The sequence below is a fragment of the Zhongshania aquimaris genome, from assembly GCF_019312595.1.
Lineage (GTDB): Bacteria > Pseudomonadota > Gammaproteobacteria > Pseudomonadales > Spongiibacteraceae > Spongiibacter > Spongiibacter aquimaris.
On sequence record NZ_JAHWDQ010000005.1, the window covers coordinates 128,880 to 152,837 of the forward strand.

Sequence of the window (23,958 nt, forward strand, 5' to 3'; positions counted from 1 at the left end):
GCTATGTTGTTCGTAAATGTGGGTTGATTTAGTTGCTCAATTCACGGATCAGCTGGCTTAATGTTTCTTTTGCATCGCCGAATAACATACGGGTGTTGTCTTTAAAGAATAACGGGTTGTCGATGCCAGCAAAACCGGATGCCATTGACCGCTTCATTACAAACACAGTTCTTGCCTTGTCGACATTGATAACCGGCATGCCATAGATTGGGCTACCCTCCATATCTCTTGCTGCGGGGTTAACCACATCATTTGCGCCGATCACAATGGCTACATCAACATTCTCCATGCGAGGGTTGATATGGTCCATCTCTAATAGGAGGTCATACGAGACATCCGCTTCGGCGAGCAACACGTTCATATGGCCAGGCATTCGACCTGCAACCGGATGGATACCATAAATGACTTCAGCGTCGTTTTTCTCAAGCAGTTCTTGTAGCTCTTTCACCGCGTGCTGAGCTTGCGCAACTGCCATGCCGTAGCCTGGAATGATTGCGATAGTGTTTGCTGCTTCGAGTACGTAATACGCATCTTGAGCACTGATTGCTTTTACCTCACCCTCGATACTCAGTGTCGAGCTTTTAACGGCACTGAAGCCAGAAAGTAAGACATTGCTTAACGATCTATTCATGGCCTTACACATAATTTGGGTAAGGATAATACCCGATGCGCCGACCAGCGACCCCGCTACGATAAGCAGATTATTGTTGATAGCGAAACCGGCTGCACAGGCTGCGAGTCCCGAATAGCTATTCAGCAGGGAAATGACGACGGGCATATCCGCACCGCCAATGGGAATGACCGCAAGTACCCCAAAAATCAAGGCGAGGGCGATAACAATATACAGATAAGTGGTGCTTTCAGGTGAGCCTGAGAAAACAAAGCAGCTGATGACCATAAATAAAATGGTCACGGAGTTCACGATAGCCTGCCCTTTAAACATGATGGGGCGGCCCACGAGCCTTTCGCTAAGCTTGCCCCACGCGATGAGACTCCCAGTAAAGGTAACGCCGCCAATCAATATAGATAAAAAGATTGTGAAGCCAATAAACGCGTTGATACCTGCGTCTATCGCAGCGACACCCACTAGTAGGCTGGCCATGCCACCTAGACCGTTAAATAGGGCGACCATTTCTGGCATGGCAGTCATAGCCACTTTTTTAGCAATGAATAGACCGATAACTGATCCGGCAGCCATGCTAATCGCGATATAGCGATAGTCGATAATGTGTTGATCTACTAGCGTCGCAAGAACGGCTATCAGCATGGCGCCTGCGGAGATGATGTTACCTTTGCGGGCCGTGGCCGGTGAGCCTAATAATTTCAGGCCTAAAATAAATAGTGCGGCACTAATTACATAGCAAATGCCGATGAATAAAGTGGTATTCATTATTTACTCTCTTTTTTATTCTTAAACATGGCGAGCATGCGATCAGTAACCGCGTATCCGCCGATGACATTGATTGTGGCTAGCAGAACGGCGGCGCAACCGATTATTGTCTTTAGCTCCGGTGAGGAGGTTCGCCCTGCAATAATCAGTGCACCTAATAGGGTGATGCCTGAAATAGCATTAGACGCCGACATAAGCGGCGTATGTAAGGTGGCCGGCACCTTGTTTATAAGCTCAAAACCAAGATAAATAGACAGCATTAAAATGAATGCCAGAAATATATAAATTTCCATGTCAGTCTTCCAAAGCGTAGTGTTTGCGGATTGCAGAGTTGACCACTTTCGCGTCATGGGTAATGACACAGCCGATCAGATCATTTTCGAAATTTAAGGTCATAGATTTGGTGTCGGTATTCCAGAACTCATCAATGAGGTTGAACACATTAGCTGAGTACATTTGGCTGGCGTCGCGGGGAACCTCGTTGGCCCAATTACCTGTGCCGATAATGGTTACGCCATTGGCCGTAACAATATTTTCACCGGCTACAGACCCTTCAACGTTGCCGCCGCTTTCGGCCGCCATATCGACAATGACACTGCCGGATTTCATCGCGGCTACGGCATCTGCAGAAATAATGAGTGGTGGTTTGCGGCCAAATAGCTGCGCTGTGGTTATTACGATACTCGAGTCAGCTATCTCGGCCTTTTGTCCGTCTTTTTGCTTTTGTAATTGCTCGGGGCTAAGTTGCACGGCGTAGCCATCATTTGTCTGTCCAGTTTCGCCCAAGTCAATATTGAGGAACTTGGCACCTAGTGAGCGCACTTGCTCTGCGACAACGGATCGAGTGTCAAATGCCGTTACCTTCGCGCCGAGTCGTTTCGCCGTCGCAATCGCCTGAAGACCTGCGACACCGGCCCCGATAATAAATACCTTGGCGGGTTTTAGGGTACCTGCTGGGGTCATCATCATGGGTAGAATGCGATCTAGTTTGTCCATGGCTTTAGATACCATGACATAGCCCGCTAAGTTTGCTTGAGAGCTTAAGGCATCCATTTTCTGGGAGCGGGTAGTTCGGGGTACCATTTCCATTGAAATTGCGCTGATATGACAATCTTGCATGGCCTGTATAAGATCTTTCTCATTAAACGGGTCAAGCCAGCTTATCGAGATGGCACCTTTCTTATACATTTGAATGTCGGTAATGCTCGGTTTGTGAATCCGAGCGATAACATCGGCACTGCTAAACAGTGACTGACGATCAGTGGCAATATTTGCGCCTGCGTCGACATAGTCTGCGTCGCTAAAACCGGCACCAACACCGGCGCCTGTCTCTATAGAGACTTCTGCGCCCAGGTGACATAGCTTTTTAATTGAATCAGGGATTAGTGCCACACGGCGCTCGCCGGGAGCGACCTCGGTGGGTACGGCTATCAGCATGTAAAGTCTCCAACAATATTCGCATACAGTGTTTTTTGTTCTGATCACTGCGCTCAGTAATAAACTATACACATTATTATAAATAAAACAATCGTGTTTGTATTTTTAATGATTTGGATATAGAATAAATAGTTATTTGTAAGGCGACATTTTGTCGATTGCGTTTGCTTGTCGGTAAGCTGCACAATGAATCGAATCGTAAACGAGCAATCGTCGAAATCAAAAAATACCTAGAATAAGCGGTGATTCTTATGATGTATAAAAATAAGCAGTTCTATTTAAGGGCGCGCCCCGACGGAGTGGTTACCGATAAAGCCGTAACTCAACGCGAACAAATTATAGAGAGCCTAGAAGACGGCGAGATGCTTATCGAAAACCAGTTCATCTCAATCGATCCCGCCATTCGAGGGTGGATGAGCGATGAGCCGAGTTATATGTCGCCTATCGAAATTGGCAGTGTTATCCGCAGTTCTACGGTCGGTAAGGTGGTAGAGAGCCGTCACCAAGATTATCAGATCGGAGATATGGTCTACGGGCTAAGCGGCTGGGAAACTTTCAGCGTTTCTAACGGCTTTTTTATGAATAAAATACCTGAAAATAGTCCTTATCCGGTAAATTACTATTTAAGTGTGATGGGCGCGGTGGGCCTAACGGCCTATTTCGCTATTACAGATCGTTCGGGCTTAAAGCCAGGTGAAACCTTGCTAATGAGTGCTGCTGCGGGTGCTGTCGGATCAATTGGTGGCCAAATCGCTAAATTGATGGGTTGCCGAGTTGTAGGTTTGGCTGGCAGCGAAGAAAAATGTAATTGGGTTAAGCATCTCGGCTTTGATGATGTTATCAACTATAAAGAAACCACCGATATGACTGCCGCAATTGAAAAGGCTTGCCCAGAAGGGGTGGATGTATATTTTGATAATGTGGGTGGTGAGATTTTAGATGCTGCGCTACTTAATCTAAACTCCCATGCGCGCGTCCTGTTCTGTGGTTCTATTGCGTCGTATAACGCAACGGAGCCCGTGCCGGGCCCTTATAACTGGTGGCAGATTTTAGCCCGTAGCGCTGAGGTACGAGGCTTTCTTGTCAGTGACTATTTAGATAGATTTCCTGAGGCGGCGCTAACGATCGGTGAGTGGGTTGACGCAGGAAAGATTGAATTCAAAGAAGATGTAGTAAAAGGATTTGATAATTGTGTGACGGCCTTCAATCGTTTATTTGACGGCAGTAATAACGGAAAAATGCTTATCCAGGTGTAGAAAGTTTGTCTTGCTTTGGCGCTGTATTCAGCGCCTTTTTTTTGCCTGCCTATAGCTCGACTTGAATAATACCGTCGTCAGAAACCTTTATAGGATAAGTAGTCAGGGGAATATTGGTCATTTGGCCCATTGGCTTTCCGGTTTCTAGATTGAAGCGAACTCCATGCAAAGGGCAGGAAATAAAGCAATTCCTTATCCTGCCACCTTCTAGCTCTGCGCGCTGGTGAGTGCACATATTTTCTATTGCGTAATAGTCGCCGCCGGAGTTACAAATCAGTATGCTTTTGCCATTGATAACAATGGCTTTATTGCTGTTGTCGTCAAGGTCACTGGCGGGAAAAGTGTTGTGATAGCTAGTCATTTTGTTCACTTTTTATTTCAAAATTAAAGTCGAGTGTAAATACTACTTTTATGCTTGGTATTAGAATAGCCCAAAAAAGCTTTAAAAAAGACCGGAGGGGGCTCCGGCCAAGCTTACGGGTATCATGCGTTGAGATATTTATCGATCGTTTGATGGAGGTGGCGAATCCGACTTTCTTGGTAAGACCCTAGGCTTACGGTTCCCTTTTTAGATGCCATCATGCCTTTTTGTACGGCGGGCATATTGCCATCGTCCTGATCAAATACTGGGCCGAGTGCACCTAGCTCTTCTGCCGCGGTGAACGATTGGTCAGCCGCTAGTTTATGGACAGGAACAGAGTCAGGTTTTTTCGATCCTTTGGGGTGACGAAGAAGAATCATGACGTCGAATAGGCAGCTATCGTGATTGTCGCCGTTTGGAATAAAGCGATAAACAATATTGCCATGATAACCAACCCATACTTGGAAGTTGGGGAAGGCGCTGTACAAAATCGCATCTTCGAGTTCGGCCATGGTAGCGTCAGATAAGTCTTCGCCAGAGGCTTCTTCATATATTTTACGGTTGGTTTCCGCAACATACTTGCGGGCTGTGACACCGGCTGGTAGCAGCTGTCCTTCTGAAGAGCTAAGTGCCATGCGACCGGACAGTTCCAATATATCGCGCATTACATCTTCTTCAGTTACACCTGAAAGATGTGGGCTCGGTGTCCCCATTGGTGTTACAGATCGGCTGATGTTCTCGCCGAAGGTGTCATACTGGGAGTTTGCATCACCGGTAAAAGTTAAGATTTCACGGTGGGTTGCTACAGTATGGAATGACTCCATAAATGCTTCGGTGCCTACCTTCCAGTTGCATCGTACTTCGCGTTGAACATGAACCGCTTTGTAATATTCTTGCAGAGGAAAGCGGCTAAAGTGGTCCGGCAAAGGTGCTAAATACTCTTCAAGAGAAATAGCATTTTCGTCGAAGTTGATGAAGACAAATCCGCCCCATGTGTCGACTTTAACCTGGGGAAGGTTCATTTCCTTTTCTTCAAAATGTTTAAAATCCCATTGGCAGGGAATACCTTGGAATTCGCCGTCTAGACTCCAGGTTGCACCATGGAAGGGGCATTTGAATTCCTTAACGTGACCGTCTTCGTCGCGTAAAATACGGCCGCGATGTAGGCATGAATTGATGAAGCCTTTGATCTCGTTCTCACTGGTGCGTGTCACAATGACCGATTCGTTAATCACTTCGTAGACGTGATGGTCACCTACCTCAGGAATATCATCTGCTCGGCAGGTCATCTGCCAAACCTTAGGCCATAATTTTTTCGCTTCTTTGTCATGAAATTCGCGGGAAATCCAGCGTGACATATCGATGTCGTCATCGCCCATATAATCGCAGGTATTTTCCCGTAGGTACGCGGGGACATCAACTTCTTCAAAATCAAGAAGATCTTGGAATGAAGTTCCTTCGCAGCGAACATCGCCGCCTTGTTGCCGTGGTTTGTTGTTTGTAGTCATAGAGTGTGACTCCCAGTTTTTATATTATTTGCTGTTATCGTGTAAGAATATTTACGCCACTGAGGCCGGGTGCACCATAAACGTGGGTGTAACCTACCTTCGGTGATCCTGAGACTTGTCGAGCTCCGCCTTCGCCGCGCAGCTGGACACAAATTTCATGTACTTGCCGTAAACCTGATGCGCCTACAGGCTCGCCGTTGGCTAGGCAGCCACCGTCAGTGTTGACCGGCATTGAGCCATTAATTTTGGTTGCGCCTTCACGCAATAGCTTTTCCTGTTCGCCGTGTTCGCAAAATCCATTCTCTGCCATGTGAATGATTTCGGTGCCGCTGTCTGTATCTTGCAACTGCATTACATCGACATCTTTCGGTCCTAATCCGGCGAGTTCGAATGCGGCATTAGACGCGGTGACAGTCGGTGCGTCGGCAACATTCATTGCCTGTGACGGGCTGAATACTTCGAAACTGCCATAGTGGCGTGTGCGCACTGCAGCAGCTTTCAAATAAATAGGTTTCTTTGTATAGCGCTCGGCGATATTGGCATTACACAAAATCAATGCCGCGCCACCTTCTGCTGGGCTACAAAACATATATTTGCGCAGCGGGTTGCTCACCATCATCGAGTTGGCAATTTGCTCATAGGACAAGGCTTCTCTGCGCCATGCTGTTGGCGTTAGCGCACCGTTCTGAAACGCTTTTTCCGATACGCGAATTAGCGAGTCGTTCGATATGCCGTGATCGTGCATATAGCGCTGGAACTTCATGGCAAAAAATTGAGTAGTTAACATCATGCCGCTTTCGCCATACCAATCGTCCAGACCCCAGTCGCTGGGCGTGGGATTGAAGGCGCCACGGGCGTGTTTATCGAAGCCGACAACAACGCCAATATCGTATTCACCCGATTTAATCGCTGTATATGCTGCATGTAATGAGCTGCCGCCGGTGGCGCAACCATTCCATATATTGGTGAATTGCAGCCCGGTTAGACCGAGTTCATTTACTAGCGCGTCGGCGTTGCCGCCGTCTTGACTGCCGCCGTAAGCAAACTGCATGTCTTTCCACGTTAGTCCTGCGTCTGCCAGTGCGGTGCGAATAGCGCTGGCGCCTTGTTGTTGCCCCGTGAGTGTTGGTGAGCGACCAAAGGGGTGTAGACCAATTCCAATAATGGCGACGTCCATTGTTTTACTCCTCGGCGGGCTTAAAGCTGAACATCATAATTTCTTGTCCGCTTTCATCAGTTCGGAAGGGCAGGATCACTAGATCCAATGACATACCAATATGGGGTACTTGGCCTTCAATTAATTCAAACCTGCTTTCAACACGCACGCCGCCAGGCATCTCTACATAACCTACGCCGTAGGGTTTAAACGTTTCGGGTGTCTCGTCACTAAGATAGGGTGACTTGGGCATAAAGCTTTGAATAGTCCATGTCCAGAGCGTACCGCGGTTGCCCAGTGCTGTTATCTCGGTTTCTCTTGAGCCGCAAGCGCGGCAATCATTTTGTGCAGGAAAAGCGGCTTCTCCACAGTGTATGCAGCGGCTGCCTAATAACTCAGGCTTTTCTGCGGGCCATGTAAACAGGCCTTCTTTAATCGCGATCTGTTGTGTCATATCTACTCTCACTGATGAATAGCAATGCCCAAGGAATCGAGCACGGATTCATGCATAGACTCGGACAGAGTAGGGTGGGCGAAGATGGCGTTTGCTAGTTCGTGCTCAGTGGCTTCGAGCTGCTGTGCAATACAGAAGCCTTGAATTTGCTCGGTGACTTCCGCGCCAATCATATGCGCGCCCAGCAATTCACCACTTTCGGCATCAAAGATGGTTTTAACAAAGCCGACGCTCTCGTCGATGGCGAGCGCTTTGCCGTTGGCGTTTAAATTAAACCGACCAACGCGAATATTTCGTCCGGCGGCTTTTGCCTTTGCTTCAGTCATTCCGACACTAGCAATTTGCGGGCGGCAATAGGTGCAGCCGGGCACGCGATCTTTGCGAAGTGGTTTGGTATTGGCCATACCGGCAATACGTTCGACACAGATGACGGCTTCATGGCTGGCTTTGTGCGCTAGCCATGGAGGACCGGCAACATCGCCGATGGCATATAGGCCAACGATATTCGTTTTGCTAAAAGGATCGGTTTTTATAAAGCCGCGATCGATATCAGCGTGAAGTTCTTCCAAGCCAAGGTCTTGAATATTACCGCTTATGCCCACGGCTAAAATGACGCGGTCTACGGTGATTTTTTCATTGCCATTGGCGGTTTTTAGTTCAGCGGTAACACTGTTTGCGTGATGCTCAACAGTATTGACGGTGGTGTCGGTATGAATACGAATGCCGCGTTCGCGGAAGCCTTTTGCTAGCTGGGCGGAGACATCGCTATCTTCTACTGGAACGATTTGATTCGCGGCTTCTACTAATGTCACTTCGCTACCAAGATCATTGTAGAGACTGGCAAATTCTACGCCGATGGCGCCAGCACCAATAACCAGTAAACGTTCTGGTAGCGCTGTGGGTGTCATCGCTTCGCGGGCGCCCCAAATCAGTTTGCCGTCAACTTTAATATTGGGGAGATCCCGAGCGTGTGCACCGGTCGCTAAAATAATATGATCTGCCCGATAGGATTGCTCCCCCTTGTCAGTGCTCACACACAGGGTGAAGGGAGCGGTAACTTTCGCTTTGCCGCGAATGACGGTTACCGCATTTTTACTCATTAAATAGTCAATGCCCTGGCTTAAACGCTTAGCTGTGCTGCGGCTGTGGCCAACCAATTTGGCGAGGTCTAATTTGGGTGTATCGATTTCAAAACCGAAGTGCGCCGCGTGTTTTAGTGTGTTGGCAATGTCAGCGCCGCGAAGCAGCGCTTTGGTTGGGATGCACCCCCAGTTTAGGCACACGCCGCCAAGCTCGGCTTTTTCAACTAAAGCTGTTTTGAAGCCGAGTTGTGCAGCACGTATTGCTGCTACATATCCACCTGGGCCGCCGCCAATTACGATAAGATCGAAATCGTTCATTGTGCCCCCTTATCCCAGCATCGTTGCTGGTTGTTCAAGGAAGCCTTTCAGGCAATGCATAAACTCGGCTGCTAGGGCACCATCGATCACGCGATGATCACTCGCTAATGAGAGCGACATCATGGTTGCAACGGCGAGTTCACCATTGCGCACAACCGGGCGTTGTTCGCCTGCACCAACCGCGAGTATTGCCGCTTGCGGTGGGTTGATAATGGCATCGAAACTTTTAATACCATACATGCCCAAATTGGAAACACAGAAGGTGCCACCTTGGAACTCGTTCGGTGTTAAACGACCAATTTTGGCACGGGTGGCTAGATCGCGTACTTCACTCGATATCGATAGCAGACCCTTTGTTTCTGCGGCTCTAACAATAGGCGTTATCAGGCCATCATCAATCGCAACGGCAACTGAAATGTCGGCATGAGAAAACTGATGAATGGTATCGCCAGTAAACTGAATATTCATCGCCGGTATTTTTTGCAAGGCGCAGGCACAAGCCTTGACGATAAAGTCGTTAACAGAGACCTTGGCGTGTTTATTGGCCGCATTAATTTGAGCGCGGGTTGCCAGTAGCTCATCAATACAAGCGTCAATGTTTACTCGGAAGTGGGGCGCTGTTTGTTTTGATTCCTGAAGGCGCTTGGCAATGACTTTGCGCATACCAGACATTGCTACTTCGCTAAACTCAGGGGTGTCGTCAATAACCTGAGTGGCGGCCGCAGGCGCGGGCGCATTACGACGGGCTGCGACAGCCTCAACATCTGCCTTACATACGCGGCCTCGGTCACCGCTAGCGCGACAGTCAAGCAAATTTACTTTCAGGGTGGTAGCAAGGCGGCGGGCGACTGATGTCGCTTTTACAGCGCCGTCATCGCGGGTGATATTGGCGCTGTCGACACGCGTTGCGGGGTGTTCTACTTGGCCGCCGGCCGCACGTATTGCGGCTTCAATATCCTCCTTGTTTACCCTGTCGTGACTACCGCTAGGGGAGATATTATTCAGGTTTATCTGATACTGTTTGGCTAGCCGTCGCGCGATTACCGTTGCTGCGACTTCGCTATCGTCGCCACCCTCTGAAAGGGCACCCAATGATGAGGCTGGTGTGGGTGCGGCTTGTACTGAAGTGGTTTCAGCTGGGCTTTTGCCCGCGGTGACTGGCGTACTTGCCGGGGCGGCCTCGGGTTCTGGCGCCACATGTCCTGACAAAGTTTGGATAAACGCATTAACGTCTTCATCGCTAACATCGGCGGGTGCAATCACCCCCAGCAATTGTCCAACGTTAAACGTATCACCGGTATTAGCAATAATAGCGCGCAACACACCACTGCTGGCAGCGGTGATTGTGTTGATGATTTTGCTGGTTTCAATATCAACTAAATCGGCTTCTTCGGTGACCTGGTCGCCCACGGCGAAATACCAATTACCGATGACACCCTCTGACATTTCCATACCCCATTTGGGCATGGTAACGGCTGTAATTACTGACATGATCAGGCTCCCAAGACGTCTTTAACGGCACGGATGATGCGCTCAACACTCGGTACATAGGCGTCTTCCAATACCGGAGAAAATGGCACGGGTGCATGGGGGGCGGTCACTTTACGAATCGGGGCACGCAGGCTCGAAAAGCCTTTCTCAGCCACAATACTGGAAATATCAGCAGCAAGACTGCAGCGCTCATGGGCTTCGTCAACGATCACTAAGCGGCCGGTTATTTCTACGCTCTCTAAAATAGATTCTTCGTCGAGAGGGGAGACGGTGCGTGGGTCAATAACATCGCAGCTAATACCTTCTTTGGCGAGTTCGTCAGCGGCTTGAATCGCGCGGTGTACCATATTAGAAATCGCGACGATGGTGACGTCGGTGCCTTCCCGTGGGAATGCCGCTTCGCCGAAGGGAATGGCATAGGCCTCGTCGGGTACTTCGCACTTTAGGTCATACATGATCTTGTGTTCTAGGAATAGAACCGGATCGTCATCCCTAATGGCTTGAATTAACAGGCCTTTAGCGTCGTAAGCATTACTCGGCATAACTACCTTTAAGCCGGGAATATGGGTCACTACGGGGTGCAGCATGCTGGAGTGCTGTGCACCAGCGCGCCAGCCAGCACCGACAGTGCCGCGAATAACCATTGGCGTGCGCGACTTTCCACCAAACATATAGCGAAACTTTGCAGCTTGGTTAAAAATTTGGTCGAAACAAACGCCGATGAAATCAAAAAACATCAGCTCTGCTACGGGGCGCAAACCGTTGTTTGCCGCGCCTGCAGCGGCGCCAATAATGGCCGATTCGCTGATAGGGGTATCGATTACTCGCTCGCGGCCAAATTCGGGCATTAGGCCTTTTGTTACGCCAAAAACGCCGCCGTAGGCGTCGTCTTGTCCCTCGCAGCCCGCGCCACCGGAGACTTCTTCGCCAAGAATAATAACCCGTGGGTCGCGGCGCATTTCTTGCCGAAGTGCATCGTTAATGGCTTCGCGATAGGTCTTAATTGAGCTTGGGCCTTTTATCTTATTAGTCATGCTTAGTTCCTAATTGAAATTCTTAGTAAGAGCAGTAAACGTCAGCCATGAGATCAGTCTCAGGGTCAGGGTTGGGTGCCGCGAGGCCCTCTTTCACTGCGGTTTCAATCAGCGCAATCACTTCGGTATCGATTGCGTCCATTTCTTCAGCCTTTAACCAGCCTTCCTTGATCACGCGATCTCGGAATATCTTTATGCAGTCGCGGTTTTTCTTGGCGAGTTTGATTTCGTCTTTGCCACGATATAGTTGTGGATCGCCGATAAAGTGACCGTCAAATCGAACGGTTTCCGCTTCGATAGCAAACGGGCCTTTGCCATCGCGGGCGTGGGCTATTGCACGCTTACAGACTTCATAGGTTGCAAAGAAATCGGTGCCATCGACATATTCTGATGGCATACCGAAGGCGCGGTTTCGGTCGGCTAAACTATCGCAGCCAAGTGCATAGTTCGCGCCGGTGCCTTCGCCGTAGCCGTTATTTTCAAACATAAATACATGGGGAAGTTTTAGGACAACCGCGAAGTTTAAAGACTCTAAAACAGTACCCTGGTTGGCGCTGCCGTCGCCGCCAAATGACATGGCGATATCTTTAGTGCCCAAGGTCTTGGAAGCTAATGCCGCGCCATTACACAGCGGCTGGCCACCGCCAACAATAGCGTTGGCGCCGATCATACCTTTGTCAAAGTCGGCTATGTGCATGGAGCCGCCTTTGCCTTTGCAGAGGCCTGTAGCTTTGCCCATGATTTCTTTCATCATACCGATGACGTCACAACCCTTGGCTATGGAGTGCCCGTGGCCGCGGTGGGTACTGCCGATAATGTCGGTATCGCTGAGATCTATGCATGATGCGACTGCGATTGATTCTTGGCCGTTTGATGCGTGAACAAAGCCGGGAACATTTCCGGCTTCGAACTCTTTAATGCAGCGTTCTTCAAAAATTCTAATGGTTTTCATCGTGCGGTAGGCACGCAGTAAAAATGCGGAATCATATGGCATAAAACTGCCCCTTATTACTGGTTATTTATAGGCTGATTCAAGCTTACACCAAATAATTTAAAAAACAAGCAAGTTTGTTTGATTGTTTAATATGTCGTAATATCTATACAAGCGCGTGTCTGTTATTGTAAATTGTCGAAGTAATTTATTGGCTCGCATGACTTTGTGTAAGCGGTGAAAGGAATAGATAATGGCAAGAACATCATCCAAGGAGGTCGCTGCTAAAGCGCCTAAGAGAGAGGCGGGTTGGCAGGCAGAAAAAAGTGCCATGACGCGGACGGCAATTTTGGACGCGGCGATGACATGTTTTATAGAAATTGGATATGCGAATACAACGACAGCCCTTATTGCTAACCATGCAGGGGTGTCGAGGGGGGCGATGATGCATCATTTCCCCTCCAGAATGTCGGTAATGAAGGCGGTTATAGCCTACCTTCATGAATTGCGTTTGAAAGAGTATTTGGAGTTGATGGCAGATATAGATATGCCGGACGCTCAGTTAACCAATAAGGATATTCGCAATTCGGTAGAGATGGCGTGGAACTACGTCAATATGCCATCCTTTATCGCTTATCAAGAGCTGTTAGGGGCGTCGCGCACCGACCCTGAGTTAAAGGCTGTGATGGAGCCGGTCGAAAAGGATTTTGAGAAGCAGTTCTTACAAATGGCTAAGTCAGTATTTCCGCACTGGCAAAAATTGCCTGCCTTAGAGCCTGCGCATGATTTGGTGCAGTTTCTTATGAAAGGGATGGCATTGAGTCAGATGTCTACACGTCGTAATGCCCGAGTCAAAAAAGTTATCGATTATCTGGCTCTAATTCTGATGGAAATTTATGACGAATCAATAGAGTCTCGATTGGGTGACGAATCTGCCAAGTAGAGCTAAACAGCAAGCATAAAAAAGGCCGCATTTGCGGCCTTTTTTATGCTTGCTGTATTTCTTTAACCCAGGCCAATATCGCCCTGGCTAAAAATGGTACGTAGTGTACGTTTGGTAATACGCCAGCCGGAATCCAACAAGGCGAGTTCGTCAGTATACTCACCCCAAATGGTCAAAAGCTGTCCTTCATAGTCGCCTTTTCCTAGATGAATAGCTTGTAGGTAGCAGGTCGCAGCCGCGGTCGAGCCATTTAACTTTACGCGGATATTGCTAAGCATGTGCTGGGTCTCAATGCACTGCTCCAATACGCCGCAGACCAACTCCTTTACTTCCTTCGGCCCCTTGCATTCACCGATACCAACATACTCGACCTTTGCTTCGGCTGAGAATATGTTGTCTAACAAATCATATTCCTTTGTATCTAATGCGGTGGCATATTCTAATATTATATTTTCGATTTCACGTATTTGTATCTGTTGATTTGTATCGATCATAATATTGACCTATATTTTATTGGAGATATAGAATCGCGCGCCTAACAGTATTTTCAGCGCGCTGAGAAATAAGAAAAATGAAAATCACTGTGCGACTAGGCAGCCATCTACCACCAATTCTGAGCCGGAAACGTAGCTAGATTCATCTGAGGCGAGGAAAAGTACGCAGTTCGCAACCTCTTCCGGTGTGCCCATTCTGCCCATTGGAATAGTGTCTACCAAAATATCGAAATGCGCCGGATTGTCGCGTTTGGCATCTTCCTGAATGTTTGTCAGTATCATGCCGGGGTGCACAGAGTTGCAGCGAATATTGTGGCGAGCATTTTCGAGTGCAACAGTTTTAGTAAGAAGACGCACGCCACCTTTACTTACGCCATAAGCACCAGTGCCAGGCATACCGACTAAGCCTGCTATCGAGGACATATTGACGATAGAGCCGCCGCCAGTCTTGCGCATTGCTTTAATTGCTTCTCGGCAGCCAATAAACACGCTGGTCATATTGATGTCCATTTGAAGCTTGTATTCATCTAAGGTCATTACATCAACATTTCTCAATACCGCGATGCCGGCATTGTTGACGAGAATATCTATTTTTCCGAACCTGTTCTCAACAGCTGTAATCGTGTCGATCCAACCTTGCTCAGATGTCACGTTTTGAGTTAGGCATATCGCCTCAGCGCCGAGCTCTTTGACTTCCGCTAACGTTGACTCTAAGCCTTCGGCATTGATATCGGTAAGTACTAGTTTGGCGCCTTCTTTAGCAAAGGCGAGGGCTATAGAGCGGCCCAGTCCGGGTTTTGATGCGGCGCCGGTGATTAGTGCAACTTTGTTATGTAAGCGAGTCATCGTAATTCCTTATTAGCTTATTGGTTGGTATATGCAGCGCCTTATATAGACGTAATTGTTTAATTGAGTTTAGCTGTCGATTTTTACTGCAAATCGTGTATCCTAAATTAAAAACAATGCTGACTGTTTTATATTGAGCCAAAAGGTATGTATTGGCAACTATCCAGTGACGATATTTTTCAGTGCTGCTTTGCTTTCGATACCATCAACAATAAATAATGAGTCGCTTTATGAAAAAAATTCAAAAAGTTGTTTTATCTAGTCGTCCAGACGGTGTTTTAAATCCCAATAATTTTCAATTAGTTGAGTCTGACTTTCCCTCGGTAGGTGAGGGGGAATTCCTGATCAAAAACAGATACTTATCATTGGATGCGGGGTTTCGCCAATGGATGAACGAAGGCGCGTCAGATAACTATTTGTCTGCAATGCCACTCGGTGAAGCGGTACAAAGTATTGTGTTAGGGGAGGTTGTGGAGTCACGACATTCTGACTATCCAGTAGGTGCCCATGTAGTAGGTAGGACTGCTTGGGAAACCTATAGCATCGCTGACGGTAGCGACCTAATGACTATTATCGACGTGGAAAACGGGGTTTCCGCTGAGCATCATTTAAGTGTATTGGGCCCTTCGGGAATGACCGCCTATTTTGGCTTAACAGATATCGGCGCAGCAAAAGCAGGAGATACGGTTGTTGTTAGCGCTGCCGCGGGTGGTGTTGGTAGCTTAGTTGGGCAAATGGCAAAGATCTTAGGGTGCCGAACAATTGGTATTAGTAGTTCTGACAAAAAGTGTCAGTGGTTGAGCGAAGAATTACAGTACGACCAAGTTATTAACTATAAATCCGCTCCCGGCTTAGGTCAAAGTCTCAAGGTGCTTGCTCCGGATGGGGTCGATGTTTACTTCGATAATGTAGGCGGTGAGATGCTAGATACGGTACTTCAAAATCTGGCATTGAAAGCACGGATAGTCTTGTGTGGTGCTATATCCCAATACGACGTTGACAGTCACTCTGGAGTGCGAAATATGTGGGAGCTTATTACTAAGCGTGCTCGGGCTGAGGGCTTTATGTTCTCTGACTATGTGGATGACTATGAGGAGGCGGCTAAAGTGATTAGTCAGTGGGTGGCTGATGGTAAATTAAATGCCCCGGTTAGTGTTACTGATGGTATATCGACCACTGCTGCGGCCTTCTGCGATATGTTGACCGGTAAAAATCTAGGAAAGAGCTTGGTTAAGCTTTGCTAACCATGATTGCTACCATATAGATGTGGAATTTAATAAAAACAATTAAGTTGGTTTTTTTGTTGTTCGGTGGTATTTTATGAATTATCACGTTTTGCTTATGCTAACTCCTAGCTAAAAACGGGTCAGCGCGAATAACTAATATTAATAAAGAAGTATGCCATTAGAGGATTGACTATGAATAACAACTTCCTAATTACGCCACTTGCCTTCGCAATTGGGACTACACTTCTTCTCCCTGGGTTTACACATGCTCAGGAAAATGCCGCTCGTGGTGGCTTAGAGGAAGTGCTGGTTACTGCCCGTAAACGAGAGGAGACTTTACAAGACGCTCCTGTTGCGGTTAGTGCGATTTCCCAAGAGAGAATTGAGAAGTTCGATGTCACTAGCTTAGAGCGAATCGCGGCGCTATCTCCCCAGTTCTTTGTGGGGCGCTCATCTAATGGTTCGGGTGCCCAAATGACGCTGCGTGGTATTGGCTCAAGTTCAACGAGTATCGGCATTGAGCAATCCGTTGCAGTTGTCCTAGACGGTGTTTATTACGGCCAAGGTCGTGTCCTTAACGAAGGTATGTTTGACCTTGCACAAATTGAGTTACTGAAAGGCCCACAAGCGCTATTCTTTGGTAAGAACGCAACAGCGGGTGTGGTGTCGATTACCTCTGCTAAGCCAACAGATGAATTTGAGGCGATTGTTCGCGCGGGCTACGAGTTTGAAGCTGAACAATATCGCTTAGAAGGTATTGTATCCGGTCCCATTAGCGATACCGTAAAAGCGCGCTTCTCTATTCGGCACAGTGAAATGGACGGTGGCTACTTTAGCAACCAGTCTAAAGAGCAGCCATATACGACGTTTGATGTTGCTGACGGAAGTTCAACTACTTACACCTCACCTGCAGATAATCGCGACGCGCCGGGCGAAGAAGAAACCTTGGCGAGGTTGACTGTTGCTGTAGATCCCAATGATCAGTTGGCAATGATGTTTACTGCGTCGACAACTAAATCTGAGGTTGATAATTCATCATGGAATTACACCGCCTTTAACTGCCCTGGTGGTGTTGGTGGAATTAACCCTGATTTGAAGTGTGGTGATAATTTTGTTATTACTCAGAATCGTATGCCATCTGTGTTGGCTAATAGCTTACCCTACGCGCGTAGCAATGGTGACCTGTTTAATGAATATGAATCATATTCATTAACAGCGAATGTTGAGTATAGCTTTGACCGATTTACTCTTACGTCACTAACAAATTTTCAAGATAATCAAAATACCTTTGGCTTATCAGGCGATTTCCAGTCAATTCCAACAGCAACTTTTGCTACCGAGAAAAATACTTGGGAAGCATTCTCCGAAGAGCTTCGTCTATCATCTGAATTCGATGGCGCGCTTAATTTCATGCTGGGTATTTTATATCAAAAAACCGAGCGCAAATTTGATCAGTACGTTTCATTGAGCGGATTGATGGATAGTAGCGTTTCGGACCCATCTCTTGTTTATGTTGGTAGTCAGAAGAAAAGCTTCACCGATGGGGAAACTATTTCACCGTTCTTTCAAGTTAACTATGAATTTACCGATCGCGTTGAGTTGAGTGTAGGCGCACGTTATACCGAAGAGACCAAAGACTCTGAGTTTGTTCACCCCTACAACAACGCAGGCTTGGGCGGAATCTGGCGTACAAACGAAATTGCACGTGGCGATCAGAGTTTCGAGGAATTGTCTCCAGAAGCGACGCTTAGCTGGCAGGTTCTTGATGATGCCCTAGCATATATTTCGTATAAAACAGCCTATAAGTCTGGTGGTTTCTCTAATAGTGGCATTTACTCCGCCGACTTTATGGGTGGTTCGGAATCTGACTTCCTTTTTGAACCCGAAACCGCGGCCGGCTTTGAGGCGGGTTTGAAATCAACATTGCTTGATAACCAATTGCGCTTGAATTTGGCGGTGTACAATTTCGAATACGATGATCTGCAGGTTGACTTCTTTAACTCGCCAACCTTCGCATTTATTACGCTGAATGCGGGTACCGCGAAAACCAGAGGTATTGAAGTAGACGCGGAGTTTGCGCCAATGTCTGTTCCGGGCTTGTCGGTGCGCGGCTCCTTGGCGTACAACAATGCCGAGTACGCTAATTTTATTGCACCCTGCTGGGCTGGCCAAACTGCAGCGCAAGGATGTACCAGTACGGTTCCAGGCACTAACGGAACACCTGGTCAGGATATTAGCGGTGAATCAACAGCGATGGCGCCAGAGTTATCCGCGTCCTTCGGCGTAAGCTATAGTAACTATCTGCAAAACGGATGGGAGTATGGCATAGCGGTAGATGGCATTTACTCTGATGATTACAACGCGTCAGGATTTGCTAACCCACATGCAATGAGAGATAGCTATACCACCTTGAACACGAGTATTTCCCTCGCCGGTGAAGGTCGTAAGTGGGAGGTTCAGCTGTTGGGTAAGAACTTGACTGACGAACATATTGTCTCTGGTGTTGTAGACGGCCCAAGTACTCCCGCAGCAGGTGGTGAATATGCAGATCAAATGGGTTTCACATCTTTGCCTAGAACCATAGCGCTTCAATTGACCTACCGGTTTGATTGAAGGTAATTATTCTACAGCCTGCCTGATTTTCTGGGTAGGCTGTTTTTTTTCTTAAAATGTAACTGATCGAACCATACGTAAAGATGGGTTTTGCGAGAGTCATCAATAATAGAACGATAAAAATCAAGTTCACTAATCGTCATTCCAAAAAGTAAATTCGCACTATAAATATCTATATTACGAAATCTGTAGAAAAATATTGGAGCTATTCTCATGGGTAAACTGCAGGGTAAAATCGCGTCTATCATAGGTGCCGCCGGTATAGACAATATGGGGCAAGTCATTGCTCGTCGGTTTGCCGAAGAGGGTGCAAAAGTTGTCGTGTCTGGTCGTAACCAAGATAATCTCAAAGCCTTAGCTGAAGAAATCAATGGTGACTGGGTCTATTGTGATCTGTGTGACAAATCATCTATAGATACGATGTTTAATACCATTGTTGAACGTCATGGCCGTGTTGATATCGCTCTGAACTGCACAGGCTGGGGATTGCTGGTGCCCTTCACTGAGAACTCTGAGGAAGACTTAGACCGGATCATTGATTTACAGTTTAAAGGCCCCTTCCTGTGGCTACAAAAATTGCTTCATGTCATGGATGCAACAGGCGGTTCTATTATACAAATTTCATCGGCAACGGCGACTATTATGCTCGATGACCATGCTGCCTATATGGGCACAAAGGCCGGGATAGATCATGTGGTACGCTGCGTGGCGAATCAGTATGGGGAAAAGGGTATCCGCGCCAATAGTATATCACCTGGTCTAACGGATACGCCGATGACATCTGATGCTATGCAAAGCGGCGCGTTGGTAGAAACCTTCCGTAAATGCTATCCGCTTGGCCGCGTAGGTACCAGCGAGGATATTGCTGCTGCAGCTGTGTTCTTGGCGTCTGACGAATGTTTTATGACGGGGCAAAATATGCAGGTTAATGGCGGCCTCACATTGCGCCGAAACCCGCTGGGGACTGATATCTTTGATGCAATGGTCGCGGCGGGCGAAATTTAAGGGACTGATTTTTAGTCACAATAATCTATAAATAATGGTCCGAGAATGGAGGGGTTCTTATGAGATTAATTGATAAAGTTGTATTAATTACTGGCGCTGCAGGTGAGGTAGGTAAGGCTGCGGTTCAGCGATTTCTAAAAGAAGGCGCGAAGGTCATGATGGCAGACTGGGATGTAGATAGTTTATCTACCTTTTCTCAGACCTTGACCGGCGAGTTTGCGTATATAAAGGCTGATGTAAGCTCCGAGCAGGACAACCTGAATATGGTTGAAGCCACCTTAAAGCGCTTCGGCCGCGTAGATGTTTTCGTTGCCAATGCTGGAATAGAGGGAAAGATATCCTCGATCGACGGTTGTTCGTTTGACGATTTTCAGCGTGTCATGTCAATTAATGTTAGTGGCGTATGGTTGGGCTTAAAAGCGGTTTTGTCGGCAATGAAAGAAGAGGGGGGTAGCATCATTATCACGTCCTCCGGAGCCGGTGTTCAGGGTAGTCAAAATATGATGCCTTACAATACCAGCAAGCACGCCGTCATTGGCTTAATGCGCTGTGCTGCCAAGGAATTTGCGCCGTTTAATATCCGTGTGAATACCGTTAATCCGGGGGCATTAGATACCAGAATGATGCGGTCAATAGAAGATGGTTATGCACCCGGTAATAGTGGTGTATTCAAAGATCAAATCGAGAAAGTAACACCGCTGGGGCGCTACGGTAGACCAGATGAAATTAGCGGCATGATGTCGTTTTTGGCGAGTGATGATTCTAGTTATTGTACCGGTGGCGTCTATATGGTCGACGGCGGAAATTCCTGTTAGTGAGGTAGATCATGTTCGATTTTAAAAACAAGATTGTGTTCATTACTGGCGCCGGAGCGGGTTTAGGTTTGGGCTGCGCGATCGGATTTGCAAAGGCTGGAGCGAAGATTGCCGTTGCTGACTTGTCTGAGAAGGCCGTTGCTTCTGCGATAGCAGAACTCACCGCCTTAGGTGCGGATACCTTGGCGCTACATGGCGATGTGAGTAAGGCGTCAGATGTGCAGTCAATGATCGATCAAACCGTTGCGACATGGGGGCGGATCGATGTGGCGGTAAATAATGCCGGCATTTCTGCGCCGATTCGCCCAGTTGCAGAAACCCTTGAAGAAGACTACGACCGTGTCATGGGCGTCAATCTAAAGGGTGTCTGGTTGTGTATGCGAGCCGAGTTGCAAGTGATGCTGAAACAGAATAGCGGTTGTATCGTGAATATGGCATCGGCTCTGTCTCAACGTGTTTATCCTTGTGCATCGTTTTATGTGACAAGCAAATTCGCGGTAGCGGGGATGACGAGAACAGCAGCGGTTGAATATGCAAATACGCCTATTCGAATCAATGCGGTATGTCCCGGTAATGTTGCAACGCCTCTGGTATTGAGCACCGTAGATGATCTTGATTCTCTTGCGTCTTTACATGCAATGAAGCGGCTTGGCACGCCCGAAGAAGTGGCAAATGCGGTGATGTTTCTTGCCTCAGATTTATCGTCATTTAACACCGGAACTCTATTACCAGTAGATGGTGGCTGGACGGCGCAGTAGGGAGGTTTGAATGCGGTTTACAAATAAAACGGCCTTAGTAACAGGTGGTGCCGACGGAATTGGTGCGGGTATTGTGCTTAGTTTAGCCCAAGAGGGCGCGCGGGTTTATGTCGGTGATATTGATACCGTAAAGGGGGAAGCACTGGCAGCAAAAAACGCGAACATCCATTTTGTACATCTTGATGTTTGCGATAATGAACAATGGCTGTCCACCATGGCAAAGATTGACGCTGCGTCGTCGGGTTTAGATATTCTCATTCAAAGTGCAGGTATCTCTCGTCCCGGTAGTATTGAGGATGTGGATATAGATGAGTGGCGCGAGCATATGCGCGTGCACGGAGAGGGCGCGTTTCTAGGCTGTAAGTACGCTATTGCCAGTATGAAAAAGTCCGGCGGTGGTGCGATCGTGAATATCTCGTCCGTCGAAAGTATTCGGCCCGGCCCGTTATTTACTTGCTATGGTGCGGCCAAGGCCGCACAAGACGCGGTAACTAAAACGGTAGCTCTGCACTGTGGAGAGATGGCATACAATATTCGGTGTAACTCTGTTCATCCTGCGGCGACCTATACGCCGCTGCTGCAACAGTATCTGCAGAGCGCTGACGATCCAGAGGCATTGGAACGTATTTACGCGGGTATGCAGCCCCTGAATCGCATCGCAACGGTAGATGAAGTGGCTAATGCCTGTCTGTTTTTAGCATCAGATGAGTCTAGCTTTATGACCGGCCACCAAATGTATGTTGATGGCGGCGTGTTAGCGAAACCTTACCCTTCTGGGCAGGGGGCGTAGTAGTTTTGCATGAAAATAACGCTGAGTGTTGTTGGTAATACTCAGCGTTACGCATTAGCTAAATAGTCGATCCGGCGCATCTTGATCAATAATTTCTTGTAGCTCAAACACATTGCCATCCGGGTCGCGGCCATAGGTTGCCTTTACTGCGCCGAAGTCTTGAGGTGGTACATGAAACTCAATGCCCGCCGCAGTTAATCTGGCGTATTCTTTTTCTATTTCTGTCACATCAAAGCACATGTGGGTCAGTCCCGGTTTGCTTACTGGTCGCCGGGTAACTTCGTCAGTGCCCGTTGGCTCCGAGAACTCAAAGATTTCTATACATAGATTTTTACCGCGCAGCATAACCTGTCTCGCTGCGCAGTCAGGTAGATCCAGTACGCCATTGATAACTTTTGTACCTAGTGACCATTGGGCGTCTGAAACCTGTTTGAACCCCATTAAGTCGCGGTAAAAACCAAGAATACGTTCGAGGTTCGGTGTAGAAATGGCGATGTGGTGGGCACCCTGAATCATGATTCTCTCCCGCTGAGGTATTTGTCTAATGTCATATGAAGTTGGCGAATTCTAACTTCCTGATAGTTTCCTAGGGTCTCGCCCTTTTTCAGCGATGATTTAAAACCCTTTTGCTGACTGAGTAGGTTGCCGGTGTCTTGGTCGTAGATCGTCGCCAAACCCGGATCGAAGCCAGGTACCTCGTGAAATGACTGGCGCTCGTTTAGCTCAAATGGCTCTGCTGGGTCGGGAACCTTACCAGAGTCGGGTAGTGGTTGTAGGTAGAGTAGATCGAAGATTGTATTGTCAGGATTGTTGCCGTCAGGTCGAAAACGATAAACCATGGGGAACAGTAAAGACGGAAAAAAACAGGTGTTCGGAAATACTGAATACTCGATAGCATCTATTGTTTCACTTACGCTTAAGTGCGAGAAATCACGGTCGTAGGCGTCACCGAGTACCGTTTGCATATGTTCTGCGAACACCCGTCGCGCCGTATCACCTGGTGTTACGACAAGGTCGTGTTGCTGTGATTGGGCGCCTTCCACAACGGATTCTGCAAAAAGTGCATCAAGTATTCCCTGCTGATCAGGTTGTGACTCGAGGTGGGGGCTAGGGTAGCCCACTAAATGGACGAAACGAGATACATGGTCACCGTAAGTGTCATACTGGGTATTGGCGTCGCCTACCGTAGAAATACCTTGGGGGTGCGTTTCTAGTACGTGATACGACTCTAGGAATGCCTCGATGCAGGCCTTCCAATTAGCGGGTAACCTTTTCCGCACGTACATGGCGGTAAATTTATTTTTAAAATCCCAGTTACGAAAGTGCTCCGGCAGCACGTTTAAGTACTCTGATAGCGGCTTCGCATCTTGATCAAAGTTGATGAAAACAAAGCCATTCCAGCATTCAAGTTTTAATTGCGGTAGGGAAAATTCGTCTTCATTTATATGTGGGAAATCCCACTGGCATGGAATGTCGGTGATTTTACCTTCCAAAGACCATGTGAAGCCATGAAATGGACAACGGAGCTCTTTGCTGCGGCCACAACTGTCTGAGGGCTTTAATTGCGTTCCTCTATGCAGGCAGGCGTTAGCATAGGCTCTTATACCATCGTTTGCGGTGCGGACAATAAGTACTGACTTATCGATAATGTCATATACCGTGTAGTCGCCTACTTCGGGAATGTCTTCCTCACGACAGGCCCATTGCCAGACCTTCATCCACATAGAATCCTGTTCTTGTTTAAAAAATGCTGGATCGGTGTAACGACTAAATGGGATGTCTTTATCACCTAAAAATATATAGGACTCTTCGATTAGATGATTTTCGGCATGATCCTTATCACTTTGGATAATGTCTCGTGTAGACGACCCAGGGCAGCGGGCCTCGCCGGGGCGCAGTATCTTTGTTGAATTAGAGGTTGAAGTGGTCATAAGGGAAACTCCGCTAAAGCGCATTAATTTTTCTTATTGAGATAAATTTGTAAAAGTCTGTTTATTTTTGGCCTTTGTTGGGTATACTTACTCACTCTAAAATAAAAAACAAGTATGTT

At 47.6% G+C, this 23,958-nt stretch carries 23 protein-coding genes; 8 read left to right on the top strand and 15 right to left on the bottom strand.

Translation table 11 applies throughout. The features are described from left to right. Window positions 1-28: 28 nt before the first annotated feature. The 3 genes from KXJ70_RS16510 to KXJ70_RS16520 are packed head-to-tail and all read right to left on the bottom strand — an operon-like array spanning window position 29 to window position 2,827. Window positions 29-1,390, bottom strand: coding sequence for an NAD(P)(+) transhydrogenase (Re/Si-specific) subunit beta (locus KXJ70_RS16510; protein ID WP_219044644.1), 1,362 nt, complete (start codon window positions 1,388-1,390; stop codon window positions 29-31). Further along, on the bottom strand, window positions 1,390-1,683 hold the full coding sequence (locus KXJ70_RS16515; RefSeq protein ID WP_219044645.1) for an NAD(P) transhydrogenase subunit alpha part 2: 294 nt from the start codon (window positions 1,681-1,683) through the stop codon (window positions 1,390-1,392). The genes KXJ70_RS16510 and KXJ70_RS16515 overlap by 1 nt, the downstream gene beginning before the upstream one ends. Before the next feature lies 1 nt (window position 1,684). Further along, the gene (locus KXJ70_RS16520) at window positions 1,685-2,827 is read right to left on the bottom strand and encodes an NAD(P) transhydrogenase subunit alpha (protein ID WP_219044646.1); all 1,143 of its coding nucleotides are present in this window, start codon (window positions 2,825-2,827) and stop codon (window positions 1,685-1,687) included. A gap of 251 nt (window positions 2,828-3,078) precedes the next feature. Between KXJ70_RS16520 and KXJ70_RS16525 the strand changes: the two genes are divergently transcribed. Further along, a complete protein-coding gene (locus KXJ70_RS16525) occupies window positions 3,079-4,083 on the top strand; it encodes an NADP-dependent oxidoreductase (RefSeq protein ID WP_219044647.1) in 1,005 nt (334 codons plus the stop codon). Window positions 4,084-4,132: 49 nt separating this feature from the next. Here the strand turns inward: KXJ70_RS16525 and KXJ70_RS16530 are convergent, their stop codons facing one another. From KXJ70_RS16530 to KXJ70_RS16565, 8 genes are all read right to left on the bottom strand, one after another. Then, the gene (locus tag KXJ70_RS16530) at window positions 4,133-4,444 is read right to left on the bottom strand and encodes a Rieske (2Fe-2S) protein (protein WP_219044648.1); all 312 of its coding nucleotides are present in this window, start codon (window positions 4,442-4,444) and stop codon (window positions 4,133-4,135) included. A 122-nt stretch (window positions 4,445-4,566) separates the two neighbouring features. Further along, window positions 4,567-5,952 (bottom strand): aromatic ring-hydroxylating oxygenase subunit alpha, encoded by a 1,386-nt coding sequence (locus KXJ70_RS16535; RefSeq protein WP_219044649.1) that lies wholly within the window; start codon window positions 5,950-5,952, stop codon window positions 4,567-4,569. A gap of 34 nt (window positions 5,953-5,986) precedes the next feature. Next, the gene (locus KXJ70_RS16540; protein ID WP_219044650.1) at window positions 5,987-7,129 is read right to left on the bottom strand and encodes a thiolase family protein; all 1,143 of its coding nucleotides are present in this window, start codon (window positions 7,127-7,129) and stop codon (window positions 5,987-5,989) included. Window positions 7,130-7,133: 4 nt separating this feature from the next. Further along, window positions 7,134-7,562, bottom strand: coding sequence for a Zn-ribbon domain-containing OB-fold protein (locus KXJ70_RS16545; protein ID WP_219044651.1), 429 nt, complete (start codon window positions 7,560-7,562; stop codon window positions 7,134-7,136). 8 nt (window positions 7,563-7,570) lie between these two features. Next, window positions 7,571-8,962: a dihydrolipoyl dehydrogenase gene (lpdA, locus tag KXJ70_RS16550; protein WP_219044652.1), complete on the bottom strand. Its 1,392-nt coding sequence runs from the start codon at window positions 8,960-8,962 to the stop codon at window positions 7,571-7,573. A gap of 9 nt (window positions 8,963-8,971) precedes the next feature. Next, window positions 8,972-10,453, bottom strand: coding sequence for a dihydrolipoamide acetyltransferase family protein (locus KXJ70_RS16555; RefSeq protein ID WP_219044653.1), 1,482 nt, complete (start codon window positions 10,451-10,453; stop codon window positions 8,972-8,974). A gap of 2 nt (window positions 10,454-10,455) precedes the next feature. Beyond that, entirely contained in the window at window positions 10,456-11,487 is a 1,032-nt protein-coding gene (locus KXJ70_RS16560; protein WP_219044654.1) for an alpha-ketoacid dehydrogenase subunit beta, read from the bottom strand. 22 nt (window positions 11,488-11,509) lie between these two features. Continuing rightward, window positions 11,510-12,481, bottom strand: a complete 972-nt coding sequence (locus KXJ70_RS16565) for a thiamine pyrophosphate-dependent dehydrogenase E1 component subunit alpha (RefSeq protein WP_219044655.1) — start codon at window positions 12,479-12,481, stop codon at window positions 11,510-11,512. 190 nt (window positions 12,482-12,671) lie between these two features. On the opposite strand from KXJ70_RS16565, the gene KXJ70_RS16570 reads away from it, so the two are divergent. After that, a complete protein-coding gene (locus KXJ70_RS16570; protein WP_255558546.1) occupies window positions 12,672-13,361 on the top strand; it encodes a TetR/AcrR family transcriptional regulator in 690 nt (229 codons plus the stop codon). A gap of 62 nt (window positions 13,362-13,423) precedes the next feature. On the opposite strand, the gene KXJ70_RS16575 is transcribed toward KXJ70_RS16570, so the two are convergent. Together KXJ70_RS16575 and KXJ70_RS16580 are read right to left on the bottom strand one after the other, a co-directional pair. Then, window positions 13,424-13,855 (bottom strand): nuclear transport factor 2 family protein, encoded by a 432-nt coding sequence (locus KXJ70_RS16575; protein WP_219044656.1) that lies wholly within the window; start codon window positions 13,853-13,855, stop codon window positions 13,424-13,426. An 84-nt stretch (window positions 13,856-13,939) separates the two neighbouring features. Continuing rightward, window positions 13,940-14,701, bottom strand: a complete 762-nt coding sequence (locus KXJ70_RS16580; protein ID WP_219044657.1) for an SDR family NAD(P)-dependent oxidoreductase — start codon at window positions 14,699-14,701, stop codon at window positions 13,940-13,942. A 230-nt stretch (window positions 14,702-14,931) separates the two neighbouring features. Here KXJ70_RS16580 and KXJ70_RS16585 point away from each other — a divergent pair, with 230 nt between their 5' ends. From KXJ70_RS16585 to KXJ70_RS16610, 6 genes are all read left to right on the top strand, one after another. Then, on the top strand, window positions 14,932-15,945 hold the full coding sequence (locus KXJ70_RS16585; protein ID WP_219044658.1) for an NADP-dependent oxidoreductase: 1,014 nt from the start codon (window positions 14,932-14,934) through the stop codon (window positions 15,943-15,945). A 174-nt stretch (window positions 15,946-16,119) separates the two neighbouring features. Then, window positions 16,120-18,540 carry a TonB-dependent receptor gene (locus KXJ70_RS16590; protein ID WP_219044659.1) on the top strand — a complete coding sequence of 807 codons (2,421 nt, stop codon included), beginning with the start codon at window positions 16,120-16,122 and terminating at the stop codon, window positions 18,538-18,540. Between the two features lie 213 nt (window positions 18,541-18,753). Beyond that, the gene (locus KXJ70_RS16595; RefSeq protein ID WP_219044660.1) at window positions 18,754-19,545 is read left to right on the top strand and encodes an SDR family NAD(P)-dependent oxidoreductase; all 792 of its coding nucleotides are present in this window, start codon (window positions 18,754-18,756) and stop codon (window positions 19,543-19,545) included. 59 nt (window positions 19,546-19,604) lie between these two features. Continuing rightward, complete coding sequence (locus KXJ70_RS16600) at window positions 19,605-20,360, top strand: SDR family NAD(P)-dependent oxidoreductase (RefSeq protein ID WP_219044661.1); 756 nt, start codon at window positions 19,605-19,607, stop codon at window positions 20,358-20,360. Window positions 20,361-20,371: 11 nt separating this feature from the next. Beyond that, window positions 20,372-21,118: an SDR family NAD(P)-dependent oxidoreductase gene (locus tag KXJ70_RS16605; RefSeq protein WP_219044662.1), complete on the top strand. Its 747-nt coding sequence runs from the start codon at window positions 20,372-20,374 to the stop codon at window positions 21,116-21,118. Between the two features lie 10 nt (window positions 21,119-21,128). Beyond that, window positions 21,129-21,908, top strand: a complete 780-nt coding sequence (locus KXJ70_RS16610; protein ID WP_219044663.1) for an SDR family oxidoreductase — start codon at window positions 21,129-21,131, stop codon at window positions 21,906-21,908. A 54-nt stretch (window positions 21,909-21,962) separates the two neighbouring features. Here KXJ70_RS16610 and KXJ70_RS16615 read toward each other — a convergent pair whose 3' ends face one another. Then, on the bottom strand, window positions 21,963-22,424 hold the full coding sequence (locus KXJ70_RS16615; RefSeq protein WP_219044664.1) for a VOC family protein: 462 nt from the start codon (window positions 22,422-22,424) through the stop codon (window positions 21,963-21,965). Further along, a complete protein-coding gene (locus KXJ70_RS16620) occupies window positions 22,421-23,839 on the bottom strand; it encodes an aromatic ring-hydroxylating oxygenase subunit alpha (RefSeq protein WP_219044665.1) in 1,419 nt (472 codons plus the stop codon). The genes KXJ70_RS16615 and KXJ70_RS16620 overlap by 4 nt, the downstream gene beginning before the upstream one ends. Window positions 23,840-23,958: the final 119 nt, after the last annotated feature.